Annotated in this window: 12 protein-coding genes; 1 reads left to right on the top strand and 11 read right to left on the bottom strand. The window is 66.2% G+C overall.

Annotated features, from left to right (window positions below):
- Positions 1-26 precede the first annotated feature (26 nt).
- The 11 genes from IB259_RS21105 to metE form a co-directional block, all read right to left on the bottom strand.
- Complete coding sequence (locus IB259_RS21105; RefSeq protein WP_175162446.1) at positions 27-845, bottom strand: uroporphyrinogen-III synthase; 819 nt, start codon at positions 843-845, stop codon at positions 27-29.
- The gene (gene hemC, locus IB259_RS21100) at positions 845-1792 is read right to left on the bottom strand and encodes a hydroxymethylbilane synthase (RefSeq protein ID WP_119450542.1); all 948 of its coding nucleotides are present in this window, start codon (positions 1790-1792) and stop codon (positions 845-847) included. The genes IB259_RS21105 and hemC overlap by 1 nt, the downstream gene beginning before the upstream one ends.
- 9 nt (positions 1793-1801) lie before the next feature.
- Positions 1802-1924, bottom strand: coding sequence for a hypothetical protein (locus tag IB259_RS31110; protein WP_042792647.1), 123 nt, complete (start codon positions 1922-1924; stop codon positions 1802-1804).
- Positions 1911-2630 (bottom strand): TerC family protein, encoded by a 720-nt coding sequence (locus IB259_RS21095; protein WP_054451061.1) that lies wholly within the window; start codon positions 2628-2630, stop codon positions 1911-1913. The genes IB259_RS31110 and IB259_RS21095 overlap by 14 nt, the downstream gene beginning before the upstream one ends.
- A gap of 112 nt (positions 2631-2742) precedes the next feature.
- The gene (locus tag IB259_RS21090) at positions 2743-3441 is read right to left on the bottom strand and encodes a TerC family protein (RefSeq protein ID WP_054451060.1); all 699 of its coding nucleotides are present in this window, start codon (positions 3439-3441) and stop codon (positions 2743-2745) included.
- A gap of 357 nt (positions 3442-3798) precedes the next feature.
- A complete protein-coding gene (gene sucD / locus IB259_RS21085; RefSeq protein WP_013392545.1) occupies positions 3799-4680 on the bottom strand; it encodes a succinate--CoA ligase subunit alpha in 882 nt (293 codons plus the stop codon).
- A 22-nt stretch (positions 4681-4702) separates the two neighbouring features.
- Positions 4703-5863, bottom strand: a complete 1161-nt coding sequence (gene sucC, locus IB259_RS21080; protein WP_054451059.1) for an ADP-forming succinate--CoA ligase subunit beta — start codon at positions 5861-5863, stop codon at positions 4703-4705.
- Between the two features lie 10 nt (positions 5864-5873).
- Positions 5874-6476 carry a DUF2889 domain-containing protein gene (locus IB259_RS21075; protein ID WP_054451331.1) on the bottom strand — a complete coding sequence of 201 codons (603 nt, stop codon included), beginning with the start codon at positions 6474-6476 and terminating at the stop codon, positions 5874-5876.
- A gap of 80 nt (positions 6477-6556) precedes the next feature.
- Positions 6557-7123 carry a 4'-phosphopantetheinyl transferase superfamily protein gene (locus IB259_RS21070; protein ID WP_119450543.1) on the bottom strand — a complete coding sequence of 189 codons (567 nt, stop codon included), beginning with the start codon at positions 7121-7123 and terminating at the stop codon, positions 6557-6559.
- Positions 7120-11103, bottom strand: coding sequence for a Pls/PosA family non-ribosomal peptide synthetase (locus IB259_RS21065; protein ID WP_192330049.1), 3984 nt, complete (start codon positions 11101-11103; stop codon positions 7120-7122). Before IB259_RS21065 ends, IB259_RS21070 begins: the two co-directional genes overlap by 4 nt.
- A gap of 231 nt (positions 11104-11334) precedes the next feature.
- Positions 11335-13632 (bottom strand): 5-methyltetrahydropteroyltriglutamate--homocysteine S-methyltransferase, encoded by a 2298-nt coding sequence (metE, locus tag IB259_RS21060; protein ID WP_192330048.1) that lies wholly within the window; start codon positions 13630-13632, stop codon positions 11335-11337.
- A 141-nt stretch (positions 13633-13773) separates the two neighbouring features.
- Between metE and IB259_RS21055 the strand changes: the two genes are divergently transcribed.
- The gene (locus IB259_RS21055; protein ID WP_054451055.1) at positions 13774-14691 is read left to right on the top strand and encodes a LysR family transcriptional regulator; all 918 of its coding nucleotides are present in this window, start codon (positions 13774-13776) and stop codon (positions 14689-14691) included.
- Positions 14692-14717: the final 26 nt, after the last annotated feature.

The raw sequence follows: 14717 nt of genomic DNA, 5'->3' as shown, positions 1-14717 counted from the left end.
ATTCGGTGTCAGTCCGATGCAACGAATCAAGCAGCAACAAAAGCCTGGAATATCGACTCGTCGTTGGGCAAGCAGATTTTTACCATCGGCCGCGCCCCGCCTTCATGACAGGGCTGTGGCAGCCGGCGCTCCAGGGAGGGATGCGTCAGCACAAAGCTGCACCGCGCCCACCAGTCCGCCAGGCCAGCCGCCTCCAGGCCTGCCCGCAACGCATCCGCGCCCTCGCCGCTGGTGATCAGCCAAGTGGCCGGAATGCCCGCGTCCGCCCAGCGCCGCAGGCTGGCAACCTGATCGGCGCCCCAGCTCGCGGGGCGCCGCAGGTAGGCAGCATGGCGCGTCACGGCCGCGCCGTGCGCCTCGAGCTTGTCACCAAGCCAGTCGCGGCCCTGCGTGCCGCGCACCAGCAGCACGCGCGCGGGCATTTGCGGCAGCCCCAGCAAAACCTCCCAGAGCGCCTCGGAATCGTGGCTGGGCGCGCTTTCAGGGGGATGCAAAACTGTTGTATTCGCGCCAAAGCAGGGGGACAGGCGCAAGGCCTGCGCACTGGCCGGCCCGACTGTGGCGGCGATGACGCCCGCCGGCCAGGGAGCCGGCCCGTCCGCCTGCGCCCATTGTTCCAGGTACAGCCTGGCCGCATTGCCGCTGACGAACACGACCATGTCGTAGTCGGACGGACGCGGCGGCCCGCCGGTCGCGGCCGGCAAAACCTGGATTTCCAGGGCGGGAAGAATGCAGGGCGTCCAGCCGGCGCTCTGCAGGCGGCCTGCCAGGGCCTCGTTGCGGCCGTCGGGCCGCGTCAGGATGGCGACCCGCGGCGGTTCGGCGGCTGCGGACGCCATGACCATCAGTCGGCCCTGGGCGGGTCTTGCAGCAGTTCGCGCAGGATGTCCTGGGCGCCTGCGTCCAGCAGCGCCTGCGCCGCGGCCTCGCCGATGGCCTGGGCCTCGGCCACCGGACCGCTGCGGGCCGTATGGACCATGCGCACGCCGTCGGGCGACGCCACCAAGGCGCGCAACGACAAGGTGCCGCCGGCAATTTCAGCGTACGCCGCCAGGGGCACCTGGCAGGATCCGCCCAGCTTGCGGGACACGGCGCGCTCGGCCACCACACAGGACGTGGTGTCGGCGCTGACCAAGGGGGCCAGCCAGGCGCGCATGTCGTCGCGGTCGTCGCGGATCTCGATGCCCAAGGCGCCCTGCCCGGCCGCCGGCAGGCTGTCTTCCGGTTCGAGCAGGCTGCGGATGCGCGAGCCCAGGCCCAGCCGCTCCAGGCCGGCAGCGGCCAGTACGATGGCGTCATATTCGCCCTTGTCCAGCTTGCCCAGGCGCGTATCGAGATTGCCGCGCAGCGGCTTCACGACCAGCTCGGGATAGCGCGCACGGATCTGGGATTCGCGGCGCAGGCTGGACGTGCCGACGACGGCGCCCGCGGGCAGGTCGGCCAGCGAGCCATGGGTATTGGAGACGAAGGCATCGCGCGGATCCGCGCGATCGAGGACAGCGCAAAGCTCGAACGGCGCCTGCAGATCGACCGGCACGTCCTTCAAGGAGTGCACGGCCAGATCGGCGCGGCCGTCGAGCAGCGCGTTTTCGAGTTCCTTGACGAAGAGACCCTTGCCGCCCACCTTGGAGAGCGTGCGGTCGAGGATCTGATCGCCTCGGGTCGTCAGGGTGAGTAGCTCAACCGCGCACGCCGGGTACAGCGTGCGCAGCCGGTCGCGCACATGCTCGGCTTGCCACAGGGCAAGCCGGCTGGCGCGGGTCGCGATGACCAGGCGTTGCGGTAGAGACACGAGACGGCATCAAACGAAATTGGAGACGATGACCGTCGCGACCACCCCGAGGATGGCCAGCACGAAAAGGCCCTGAAGGAGGCTCAGGCCCGATTCGGATTGCTGGGGATCGGTGGATCTACGCAGACTCATGTGCTGATTCCTTGGAAGCGGTTTTGCGGCTTGCCAGCCACCGTCCAAGGACAACAACGAGCAAGGCGCCAATGATTTCTGCGCCGATTTTAACCGCAGTGGGCTGCACGCCGAATTGACGCTCGACAACCACGTCGGTGATCAGCATGCCGCCGGCGATCCAGCCCAGCAAGGCCGCGCCGAAGGTGACGACCAGCGGATAGCGGTCGATGAGCTTGAGCACCAGGGTGCTGCCCCAGATGATGATGGGCACGCTGACGATCAGGCCGAACGCGACCAGGCCGATCTGGTGGTCGGCGTGGGCGTTCTGGGCCGCGCCGGCAATGGCGATCACGTTGTCCAGGCTCATCACGAAGTCGGCGATGATGATGGTCTTGATCGCGGCGGCGATGGATGTGCCGCCCTTGATGTTGCCATGGGCATCGTCCTCGGGAATCAGCAGCTTGACGCCGATCCAGACCAGCAGCAGGCCGCCCACGACCTTCAGGAAGGGGATCGACAACAGCGTCAGGGCGAAGGCGATCAGGACCACGCGCAGGATGATGGCGCCCGCGGTACCCCACAGAATACCTTGCATGCGCTGCTTGGGCGCCAGATTGCGGCAGGCCAGCGCGATCACGACGGCGTTGTCGCCGCCGAGCAGGATGTCGATGAGGATGATCTGGAATACCGCTGTCCAACTCAGCGTCTGGAAAAACTCAAGCACTATGAACCCCCGAAGGCATTTATGAAAAGAGTGGCCGGTCCCGGTCCGGCAAAGCCCGCCGCGCGCGACGCGGCGGGCTTATTCAGTACAACGTATTAGTATAATTCAGCTTTCAGTCAGCTTTCTGGCGCATCAGCAAAACTTTGCCGATAGCCAGCACCAGCACCGCGCCCAACGCGCCTGTCATCAGCGCAAAACTGTGCTGCGTCACGCCCAGGGCAGCGTCGATGCGCGCCACCGGTTCCTGCAAGGCCGGATCGCCCACCAGCAGTTCGCCCGCGATGAAACCCAGCAGCGCCGCCCCCACCCAGACGATGACCGGGAAGCGCTCGATGACCTTCAGGAGCAGCGTACTGCCAAAGATGACCAGCGGAATACTGATGGCCAGACCCAACACCAGCAAGGTCGTGTCACCCATGGCGGCGGCGGCAACGGCCACCACATTGTCCAGGCTCATGACCAGGTCGGCAATCATGATAGTGCGGATTGCGGTCAGCAGATTGCCTTGTGTCTTGCCGGCCCCGTCTTCCTCGCCCTCGGGCAACAGCAGCGTCACGCCGATATAGACCAGGAGCAGCGCGCCGATGAGCTTGAGCCAGGGCAGCAGGAGCAGCTTGGCCGCTACCAGCGTCAGCACGATACGCATGATGATCGCCGCGGCGGAGCCGACCACGATCGCTTTTTTCTGTTGGGCCGGAGGCAGCGAACGCGCCGCCAGCGCAATAACCACGGCGTTGTCGCCCGATAGCAGAATGTTGACCCAAATGATCTGGAGCAATGCTATCCAGAATGCCGCTGAACTGAGTTCCATGCCTCTCTTTCCTAGGTGTGATCCCCCTAGGACAAACCAAATGAATGGGTGAAATAAGACGAAAAAAAACGTACTGGCCGTCTTGGTGCGAGCCCGACGGCATTCTTGCTGGGTACGTGCAGAATTTCTTTCATTATAGTTTCGTTCAGCTTTCCGTATGTTTGCCAGGCCGCGACGTGGACGCGGGATTTCCCTAGGATTACGGAAAAAAAGACGAAAAAAAGCCCGCCGGAGCGGGCTTCGATTGGCGGATGCCAGTTGCCGGGAGCCAGGGGTTTGACGCCGGAAGCGGGACTTCCGCCAGCAGGCCGCGGGCGCCGGACGCAAGCAGCGTCCGGACGCGCGGCCAGGCGCTTTTTACAGCACCGACTTGAGCAGCTTGCCCATTTCGGACGGGTTGCGCGTGGTGCGGATGCCGCAGGCTTCCATGACTTCCAGCTTGGCGTCGGCAGTGTCGGCGCCGCCGGAGATCAGCGCGCCGGCGTGGCCCATGCGCTTTCCGGGAGGAGCGGTGACACCAGCGATGAAGCCGACGACCGGCTTCTTCATGTTGTCCTTGGCCCACTCGGCAGCGTTGACTTCGTCGGGTCCGCCGATTTCGCCGATCATGATGACGGCGTCGGTGTCGGGATCGTCATTGAACATCTTCAGCACGTCGACGTGCTTCAGGCCGTTGATGGGGTCGCCACCGATGCCGACGGCGCTGGATTGACCCAGGCCCAGCTCGGTGACTTGCGCCACGGCTTCGTACGTCAGGGTGCCCGAACGGCTGACGATGCCGATGCGGCCCTTGCGGTGGATGTGACCGGGCATGATGCCGATCTTGATTTCGTCGGGGGTGATCAGACCCGGGCAGTTCGGGCCCAGCAGCAGGGTCTTGCTGCCCTTGGCCTTCATGCGGTTCTTGACTTCCAGCATGTCACGGACCGGGATGCCTTCGGTGATGCAGATCACCAGATCCAGTTCGGCCTCGACGGCTTCCCAGATGGCGGCAGCGGCGCCCGCGGGCGGCACGTAAATGACGGACACGGTGGCGCCGGTGTCAGCCTTGGCGTCCTTCACCGAAGCGAAGATCGGCACGCCTTCGAAGTCTTCACCCGCCTTCTTGGGGTTCACGCCGGCCACGAAAGCGGCCTTGCCATTGGCGTACTCACGGCACATGCGGGTGTGGAACTGGCCCGTCTTGCCCGTGATGCCCTGGGTGATGACCTTGGTGTCCTTGTTGATCAGAATCGACATTTGTGAATCCTTGGATTTTTCTTTACTTGACGGCGGCTACGACGCGGGTGGCGGCTTCGGCCATCGTGTCGGCGCTGATGATCGGCAGACCGGAGTCAGCCAGCATCTTCTTGCCGAGTTCTTCGTTGGTGCCCTTCATGCGGACGACCAGCGGCACGTTCAGGTTGACGGCCTTGCAAGCAGCGATCACGCCTTCGGCGATGACGTCGCAGCGCATGATGCCGCCGAAGATGTTGACCAGGATGGCCTTCACGCCCTTGTTCTTGAGCATGATCTTGAAGGCTTCCGTGACCTTCTCGGCCGTGGCGCCGCCGCCGACGTCCAGGAAGTTGGCCGGCTCGCCGCCGAACAGCTTGATGGTGTCCATGGTGGCCATGGCCAGGCCGGCGCCGTTCACCAGGCAGCCGATGTTGCCGTCGAGCTGGATGTAGGCCAGGTCGAACTTGCTGGCTTCGATTTCAGCCGGATCTTCTTCGTCCAGGTCGCGGTAGGCGACGATTTCCGGGTGACGGAACAGGGCGTTGGAGTCGAAGTTGAACTTGGCGTCCAGGGCGATGATGTTGCCCTTGCTGTCGCGGTTCAGCGGGTTGATTTCGACCAGGGAGGCGTCGGTGTCCATGTAGCACTTGTAGAGCTTCTGGAACACGTCCACGGCCTGGGCGGTGGAGTCAGCGGGCAGGCCGATCGCGTTGGCGATCTTGGTGGCTTGCTCGGCCGACAGGCCGGTCAGCGGGTCGATGTATTCGGTGATGATCTTCTCGGGAGTGGAGTGGGCCACTTCCTCGATGTCCATGCCGCCTTCGCTGGAGGCGATGAAGGCAACCTTCTGGGTGGCGCGGTCGGTGACCAGCGACACGTAGTATTCCTTCTGGATGTCGGCGCCGTCTTCGATGTACAGGCGGCGGACCTTCTGGCCTTCCGGGCCGGTCTGGTGCGTGATCAGCTGCATGCCCAGGATTTCCGAGGCCAGCTTGCGGACGTCGTCCAGCGAGCGCGCCAGCTTCACGCCGCCGCCCTTGCCGCGGCCGCCCGCGTGAATTTGTGCCTTGACGACCCAAACCGGTCCACCCAGCTTTTCAGCGGCAGCCACGGCCTCGTCGACGGAAAGAGCGGGAATCCCGCGCGGCACGGGGACGCCAAATTGCTTCAGCAGTTCCTTGCCTTGATACTCGTGGATTTTCATGTGTTACCTGTCAGGACGTATGAGAAAAAGAAGGTGAATCGGAGGACGAATCGGCCGATGCCTCAGCGCTACCCCCGGTGTACCACTTGGGATAGTGCTCAGCCACCACCGGGCCGCTGGTGCTTAGCGCGTGGCAGCCGTCCAGTTGGAATGGACGCCGGTTCGGGTTGTTTTCCTGCCGCCGGCGGTTGGCCATGGTCTGCACCGCCGCGGTGGGTAGCACCTGCGACAGTTCGGTCATGTGCGTACAGCCCTCCACGTGCCCGAACCGCTCCTTGACCTGCCGGCGGAACCCCTTGAGCAGGTTCATTCCGATCAGATCAGTGTAAGCCGGTTCGATGGCCATGCAATGCTCGCCGTAGGGAGCGGCGTCATAGACGGCCTGCGCCGCCACGATCGAGAAGTTCTCGTCGATGGTGATGCGCAGATGCATGTGGTGGATGGGTTGTCCGGCCTTGAACATCTCGCCGTCGCGCTTGGGGAAATCGTACGCCTTGACGTCGATCAGCTCGGCTTCCAGGTCCCAGTGCCCGTCTTCGCGCGCATACGACTGCACGCGTATGGAACGCGTGTGCAATGGTTGGCGAGGATAGTCCGGCGGTGGCAAGGGCATGCTGGGGGCCTGCGGGGCGAGATGCCTGCGCATGGTGCGCGGCAACAAAACCTTCAAAGTATAGCGCAGGCGGCCTGCGATCAAGCCCCCTGACTGGCGCCTGACGCGCCGCCGCAGAGTGCGGCTGCCGCCCATAGGCCCTGGTGCCGGAGCTGGCAGGTGATGCGGGCAGCGGCCAGGTGCCGCTCGCGCTCGGGGGAGTATTCCTCCAGTCCCCGCCGGCAGGCTTTCAGGCGCGCCTCCAGCGCGCTCCAGGCGCGGGCGAAGGCGTCCGCCCGGGCGGCCGGCGGACTGGCGGCCAGTTCGGCGGCGGCCTGCGGGCCGCAATAGAGGCGGATCACGTCCGCATCGCCCGCCCAGGCCTGCGCGCCGGTCAGGTCCACGCCCGGCAGGCCCAGCCGGGACAGGCCGCAGAGAATATAGGGGCCATAGTAAGAGAAGGAACTGTTCCAGCGCGCGCCTGCGGGCATTTGCGGACCCTTGGACGTTTCCGTCCAGCCGGGCGCGGCTTGCGGATCGCGCCGCGCCAATTCCGTGGCCAGCCAATTCCGGGCTGCCTCCCGTTGCCTGTGGCGGGAGGCAGGCAGGTGCAGCAGCCACAATTCGACCGGGGCGCCCTCCCCGGTCAGCCTCCGGGGTCCGGTCACCGCTGCTCCCAAGGCGTGGCCGGACTGCCGATCCAGGCCTGGCCCGCCGGAATGGCCTCGCCCTTGAGCACCAGCGTCAGCGGCCCCAGGCGCGCGCCCGCTTCGACCCGGGTGTCATACAGGATGGTGCTGCGCGGCCCGACGTTGACGGCATCGCCGATGCGGACCATGCCGATCTTCATCACGCGGTCTTCGAACAGATGGGTCTGCGGTCCGGACCAGGCGTGCAGCACCGCGTCGTCGCCGATCGACACGCAGTCGTACTCGGTGATGTCGGTGGTGTCCATGAAGACGCGCTTGCCGATGCGGGCGCCCATGCAGCGCAGGGCCAGCGGCAGCCAGGGCGTGGCCCGCAGGAAGTTGAAGAAGTTGGGCACCGCTATGGATTCATACAGGCTGGTGACCGCTTCGCTCTTCCAGACGAACGGCGTCCACATGGGCTCGGCGCGCGGCTTGTAGCGGCCGATCAAGGCCCATTTCAGCGCCACCAGGAACAGGAACGCGCCGACGCCGTACAACACGCCGGCCAGCATCAGCTCGTCGAAAGCGGAGACAAAGCCTTCGCGGGCGGCCATGGGGATGACTTTCATCACGGTCAGATAGCCCACCGCGATCACCACGGCCAGCGGCAGGACCATGCGCATGCCCTCGACGCCGCCGCGCAGGATCTTGCGCCCCAGGCTGGGGCGGAAGGTCAGGTGCGCCGGAAAGCCCGCGGTCTGTTCGCGAGCCGGCAGCGCCAGCGGCGGATTGCCCAGCCAGGTCTGGCCGCTGGCCATGCGGGCATTGGCCGGCGCGCGGCTCTGCACGCCGATCAGGACGTCGTCGGGCAGTACCGAGCCGTCCGGCACATAGGCGCCGTTGCCGACGAAGCTGCGGTTGCCGATGACGGTGGGCCGCAAGGTCATCCAGCCGGCGTCGATTTCCTCGTCGCCCAGCATGACGCCGTCGGCGATGAAGCTGTCTCGGCCGAGGGTCAGCATGTCGGGCACCACGCCCATGGCGGTGGAAATTTCGGTGCCGCGCCCGACCTTCGCGCCCAACAGGCGATACCAGTTGCCCGCGTAGATCGACGCGTACAGGCCGTGCAGCACGCTCAGGCTCGATTCCTGGATCTGGTTCGTCAACCAGCGCCGCAGGTAGATCTGGCCGTATACAGGCCAGCGGCCGCTGGCCAGACGCGGCAACAGCGTCCATCGCAGCAACGCCGATACCAGCACCGTCAGCATCAACAGCAATGCGCTGGCAGGCAAGGCCAGCAGCAGATAGCTCAGGAAGGCTTGAGGCCAGGGCACTCGCGCGCCCATCAGGTCCAGCCAGCGCGCGTCGATCCAGTCGATCAGCACAAAGCTCGGGAACACCGGCATGAAGAACAGCGCGGCGATCAGCGTACCGCCGGCCGCATAGGCCATGCAGTCGAGCCGGCTCCAGATGCCGTGGCGTCGCGGCCGCGGCGGCAATTCGGGAGCGCGGGCCTGCGGATCGTGGCGCGCTGGCGCCCCGCTCCAGATCTGGCCCGCAGGCACGCGGGCGCCCTGCGCCAGCGCAGACAGTCCGTCCAGCCGTGCGCCCTCGCCCATCGCCACGTCGCCTTGCAGCACCGAATAGGAACCGATGTAGGTGTTGTCCGCCAACGTGATCGGCGCCACAGCCCACTCGCCGCCGCGCACCGAGAAATTCTCCAGGTTGACCGCCGCGCCGATGCTCACGCCGTTGCCCACCGACAGCAGATCGGGCGCACGCACGGACACCCGGCTGATGGCAGCGTCGCGGCCGATGCGCGCGCCCAGCGCCCGCAGGTACCAGACCTGCAACGGGGATCCCGCAAGCAGATGCGCGGGCGGAATGTCCATCACCCGGTCCACCAGCCACCAGCGGTAGAACAGCCAGCCGTACATCGGATAGCTGCCGGGCTTGAGCCGGCCAAGAATGCCCCACTTGCAGGCCACGGCCACGCCGAAGCTCAACAGATTGCAGGCCAGATAGCTGGCGATGGACAGGACCACCGCACGCCAGACGGAGTCGCCTTCGTCGCCCGTCCAATAGTGATACGTGAAGAACGGCGTCAGCCAGATCAGCATGCGTACGCCGATCAGCAGCGGCAAGGCCGCCAACTGCGCCAGGCCGCAGGTCCAGCGGCGCCACTCGGGCGCGGGCGCGGGATCGGCGCCAATGCCGGCGACGCCCGCCGCTTGGGCCGCGTCGCTTTCGGCCGAAGCCAGCGCGTCCAGCCGGGCCGCAAGCGTTGCCAGCACAGGATGCTGGTAAAGCTCGTGCATGGTCAGCGCGGAAAAATGCGGATGCTTGCGCAGCGACGACACCAGGCGCGCGGCCAGCAGCGAATGGCCGCCCAGGTCGCGGAAGAAGTCGCTGGCCAGCCGCAGCGGCTGTCCCGGGAACAGCGGACGCAAGGCGTCGAACAAGGCCCGCTCGCCCGGCGTGACGGGTTCGTCGTCTTCGCCGCCGGGCTCGGACACGGCCACCAGTTCGCGCGCCTTCAGCGCCTTGCGGTCGATCTTGCCCGAGGTCAAACGGGGAACATCGGCCACCTGTTCGAAGCGCCCCGGAATCATGTAGGCGGGCAGGTCCGCGCCCAGCGCGGCGCGCATCGCTTGCGGGTCCAGCCGCGCCTCGCCCTCGGGCTTGAGGAAAGCCACCAGCTGCTCGATGCCCGCGAGATCGCGCAGCACCACGGCGGCCGCGCCCACGCCCGGCAGGCGGTAAAGCGCGGCCTCGATTTCCCCGAGTTCGACCCGGAACCCCCGCACCTTGACCTGGTCGTCGCTGCGGCCCAGGCAGTGGATCTGCCCGTGCTCGTCGATGCGCGCCAGGTCGCCGCTGCGGTACATGCGCGTGTCGTGATCGCCGGCCGGACGCGGATTGGCCAGGAATTTCTCGGCCGTCAGCTCGGGCCTGCCCAGATAGCCGCCAGCCACGCCGGGGCCTGTGATGCACAGCTCGCCCACCTGCCCTTGCGGCAGCACCGCGCCATCCTCGCCGCGCACCAGCATGCCGTAGTTGGGCAGCGGCGTGCCTATGGTCACGGGCTGGCCGGGCAGCAGTTCGGCCAGGCTGGCGGACACCGTGGTCTCGGTGGGGCCGTAGGTATTGAACAGGCGCCGGCCGGGCGTGGCCCAGCGCGGCACCAGGAAGTCCGGACAGACCTCGCCGCCCAGGTTGACGATGCGCAATCCGGGCACGTCGCGCGCGAACAGCGCCAGCAAGGTCGGCACGGCGTGCAACACGGTAATGCCTTCCCGCACCAGCGCGTCCGGCAGGCCTTCGGGGTCCGTGGTCAGCATCTTGGGCGCCACCCACAGGGACGCGCCGACCAGATAGCTGATCCAGATCTCTTCGAACGACATGTCGAAGGCTACCGAGAAGCCCTGGTAGACCTTGTCTTCGTGGCGCACGCCCAGCACCGCGTTTTCGCTGCGCAGGAAGTGGCAGATGCTGGCATGGCTGACAGGCACGCCCTTGGGCTTGCCGGTGGAGCCCGAGGTGTAGATGACGTAGGCGGGATGCTCGGGCAGCAGCCCTTCCCGCCTGCGCAAAGCGCCTTCGACCGGCTCCGACAAGGCCCAGGTGGTCCAGGTGGCCATGCCGTCCAGCCGGACCTCGGCGCCCGCGATCAGCCCGCGAGCGCCCGCGTCCTGCAGGCAGACCAGCATGCGGTCCGCCGGCGTGTCGGACTCGAACGGCAGCCAGGCCGCGCCCGCCTTCGCGATGGCCGCCTGCATCACCAGCAGGTCGGCGCCGCGCGGCAGGCACAGGCCCACGATATCGCCAGGCCGCACGCCGGCCTGCATCAGATGATGCGCGGCCAGATCGGCGCGCTGGCCGAGCATGTCGTAGGTGAGAGTGTGATCCAGCCAATGAATGGCGACGGCGGCGGGATGCCGGCGGATCGTGGCTTCCAGAATGTCGGGCAGCGTCTCTGCGAGCAGCAGGTCGGGCCGACAGGGGCCTTGGAGAATCATAGGAACGACAAGGATCCAGCAATGGGATTTTTGCGTATTGACCCCCGCCGCGGAATTTCGTTCAAGCAAGTTTGAAAAAAAACATCCACGCTGCGCGCAGCCTGTGGCTTGCAGCCATCAGAAGGATCTTGCGGCTGCAGAGAAAAAAGCCCTGCTCCGCGCGCGACATGCACGGATCAGGGCTGGCGCCGGACCCTTGGGATCCCGGCGGCGTCAGGGCAAGCTGCTTGCTCAGGCCGCCTGGCGCAAGGCTCGGGCCGCCTGCACCATGCCAAGCAGCGCAGCTTCGGTTTCAGGCCAGGCGCGCGTCTTCAGGCCGCAGTCAGGATTGACCCACAGGCGCTCCTTGGGCAGGCGGGCCGCGGCCTTCTGCATCAGGCCGACCATCCAGTCCACTTCGGGCACGTTCGGCGAATGGATGTCGTACACGCCGGGGCCGATATCGTTCGGATAGCGGAAGTCCTCGAACGCCTTGAGCAGCTCCATGTTGGAGCGCGAGGTTTCGATCGTGATCACGTCCGCGTCCATGGCGGCGATGGACTCGATGATGTCGTTGAACTCCGAATAGCACATATGGGTGTGGATCTGCGTTTCGTCGCGCACGCCGGCGGTCGACAGGCGGAAGCAATCCACGGCCCAGTCCAGGTAGGCCTGCCAATCGGCGCGGCGCAGCGGCAGGCCTTCGCGGATGGCGGGCTCGTCGATCTGGATGACACTGATGCCGGCGGCTTCCAGGTCCACCACCTCGTCGCGCAGCGCCAGCGCCAATTGGCGGCAGGTCTGCTCGCGCGGCTGGTCGTCGCGCACGAACGACCATTGCAGGATGGTGACCGGCCCGGTCAGCATGCCCTTGACCGGCTTGTCGGTCAGCGACTGCGCGTACGACGACCAGCCCACCGTCATCGGCGCCGGGCGCGCAACGTCGCCAAAAATGACGGGCGGTTTGACGCAGCGCGAGCCATAGCTCTGAACCCAGCCGTTCTTGGTGAAGGCGAAGCCGGCCAGCAGCTCGCCGAAGTACTCCACCATGTCGTTGCGCTCGGGTTCGCCGTGCACCAGCACGTCCAGGCCTACCTTTTCCTGGAAGCGGATGACTTCCTCGATCTCCTTGCGGATGGCGGTCTCGTAGCCCGAGTCCGTCAACGCGCCCGACTTCCAGTCGCGGCGCAAGGCGCGGATTTCCGCGGTCTGCGGGAAGGAGCCGATGGTCGTCGTCGGGTAGGCGGGCAAGCCCAGCTGTTCCTGCTGGCGGGCGATGCGGCCGGCAAACGGCGCGCGATCGCGCGACACGGCCGCAGCGCCGGCCATGCGCTGGGCGACGGCCGGATTGTGGATGCGGGTCGAAGCGCGGCGGGCGGCGAGCGCGGCGCGCTGCCTGGACAGGCCTTCCTGCGCGGCCGCTTGCGTGGCGCCGTCCAGGGCGCGGCCCAGCAGGCTCAGTTCTTCGAGCTTCTGCGCGGCAAACGACAACCAGCTCTTGAGTTCCGCGTCCAGCTCGGTTTCATGCGCCAGGTCCACCGGCACGTGCAGCAGCGAGCACGACGGCGCCAGCCACAGGCGGTCGCCCAATTGCTGCTTGATCGGGGTCAGCGTGGCAATGGCCGAATCCAGGTCGGTGCGCCAGATGTTGCGGCCGTTGATGATGCCGGCGGACAGCACCTGCCCGGAGCCCAGGCCCGCAACCACTTCCGCCAGTTGCTCGGGTGCGCGGACCAGATCCACATGCAGGCCGGCCACGGGCAGGCCCAGGGCGGTCGGCAGGTTGTCCTTCAGGCCGTCGAAGTAGGTGGCCACCAACAGCTTGACCGGGGTGGAGGACAGCTGGTCGTAGGCCTGCTTGAACGCGCGGCGCCAGGCTTGCGGCAGATCCAGCGACAGGATGGGTTCATCGATCTGCACCCACTGCACGCCCAGCTTTGCGAAGCGCGCCAGCACTTCCTGGTAGACCGGCAGCAGCGCGGCCAGCAGTTGCAGCTTGCCCTCATCGGCGGCGCCGGCGGCAAAGGCGTCGCCCTTGCCTTGGTACAGCCAGGTCAGCGGGCCGGGGATCACGGGCTTCACGGCGTACCCCTGGGCCTGCGCCTCCTGGACCTGTTCGAACAGCGATTCGCGGGCGATGCGGAAGGTCTGGCCCGGCGCCAGTTCCGGCACGATGTAGTGATAGTTGGTATCGAACCACTTGGTCATTTCGCAGGCGGCGGCGGGCTTGCCCGACGGCGCGCGTCCACGGCCCATGCGGAACAGCGTGTCCAGCGTGACGGGTTCGTTGTCGTGCTGGCCGAAGCGGGCAGGCACGGCGCCCAGCAGCGTGCTCCATTCCAGGATCTGGTCGTACCAGGCGAAGTCGCCCACCGGCACGAACTTCAGGCCGGCGGCGGCCTGCAGCTTCCAGTGCCTGGCGCGCAGCTCGCGGCCCGTTTGTTCCAGTTCCTCGGCGGTTTGCCTGCCGGCCCAATAAGCTTCGACTGCGCGCTTCAGTTCACGCTGGGCGCCGATGCGGGGGAACCCCAAATTATGAATCGTAGTCATGGATCACCACCGTTAGACAAAATTTGTTCAAGTGACAGCCATTCTGAGGCCAAATCAAAATGAATCAAAATCAATGTCTACATTCATAAAATGAGCAAATCTCATAGAATATGAGCTTATTCCCAAATCCTGCGGTCACCCATGCTTGAAATCCGCCACCTTGAAACGCTTTCCGCCATCCGCGACGGCGGCAGCCTGCAGGAAGCCGCCGAGCGCCTGCACCTGACCCAGTCGGCCCTGTCGCACCAGTTGCGCGACCTGGAAACCCGGCTGGGCACGCCGTTGCTGAACCGCCGCACGCGGCCGGCTCGGCTGACGACGGCGGGACTGCGGGTGCTGGCGCTGGCGGATGACGTGCTGCCGCGCATCCGCGCGACGGAACGGGACCTGCAGCGGCTGGCCGCGGGCCGCACCGGCCGGCTGCATTTGGCCATCGACTGCCATTCCTGCTTCCAGTGGCTGATGCCGGCCCTGGACGCCTTCCGCGTGCAATGGCCGGACGTGGCGTTGGACCTGTCGGCGGCGTTTTCCTTCGCCCCCCTGCCCGCTCTGGTGCGCGGCGACCTGGACCTGGTCATCACGTCAGATCCCCAGCCGCTCGAGGCGGTGGAATACCTGCCGTTGTTCAAGTACGAGCTGGTGCTGGCCGTGTCGGAATCCAATCCGCTGGCAGGCAGCAAGTTCGTCATGCCGGAGCAATTGGCCGACCAGACGCTCATCACCTATCCCGTGGACAAGCAGCGCCTGGACATTTTCACGGCCTTCCTCGACCCCGCCGACGTGGAACCGGCCGCCGTCCGCCGCGCGGAACTCACTCCCATCATCGCGCAACTGGTAGCCAGCAACCGCGGCGTGGCCGCGCTGCCCAACTGGGCGCTGACGGAATACATGAATCAGGGTTGGCTGCGGCTGTGCCGGCTGGGCCCGCAAGGCGTATGGCGCACGCTGTACGCGACGGTGCGCAGCGAAGACACGGACGCGTCGTACATCGATGAGTTCCTGACCATTACCCGGGATGTCTGCTTCAAGACGCTGTCGGGGATCAAGTCGGCAAAGTAAGAGGCCAGGCGCTTCGGGCGTAGCGC

The organism is Achromobacter sp. ACM04 (assembly GCF_014851465.1).
Classification (GTDB): Bacteria; Pseudomonadota; Gammaproteobacteria; order Burkholderiales; family Burkholderiaceae_B; genus Achromobacter; species Achromobacter aegrifaciens.
Note: the sequence above shows the minus strand (reverse complement) of the source record. Positions and strands in the feature narration are given on the sequence as shown.

Excerpts from the sequence above, each read along its gene's own strand:
- IB259_RS21105 (WP_175162446.1), bottom strand. The coding sequence starts at position 845 with ATGGTCATGGCGTCCGCAGCCGCCGAACCGCCGCGGGTCGCCATCCTG.
- IB259_RS31110 (WP_042792647.1), bottom strand. The coding sequence starts at position 1,924 with ATGAGTCTGCGTAGATCCACCGATCCCCAGCAATCCGAATCGGGCCTG.
- IB259_RS21090 (WP_054451060.1), bottom strand. The coding sequence starts at position 3,441 with ATGGAACTCAGTTCAGCGGCATTCTGGATAGCATTGCTCCAGATCATT.
- sucD (WP_013392545.1), bottom strand. The coding sequence starts at position 4,680 with ATGTCGATTCTGATCAACAAGGACACCAAGGTCATCACCCAGGGCATC.
- sucC (WP_054451059.1), bottom strand. The coding sequence starts at position 5,863 with ATGAAAATCCACGAGTATCAAGGCAAGGAACTGCTGAAGCAATTTGGC.
- IB259_RS21075 (WP_054451331.1), bottom strand. The coding sequence starts at position 6,476 with ATGCCCTTGCCACCGCCGGACTATCCTCGCCAACCATTGCACACGCGT.
- IB259_RS21065 (WP_192330049.1), bottom strand. The coding sequence starts at position 11,103 with ATGATTCTCCAAGGCCCCTGTCGGCCCGACCTGCTGCTCGCAGAGACG.
- metE (WP_192330048.1), bottom strand. The coding sequence starts at position 13,632 with ATGACTACGATTCATAATTTGGGGTTCCCCCGCATCGGCGCCCAGCGT.
- IB259_RS21055 (WP_054451055.1), top strand. The coding sequence starts at position 13,774 with ATGCTTGAAATCCGCCACCTTGAAACGCTTTCCGCCATCCGCGACGGC.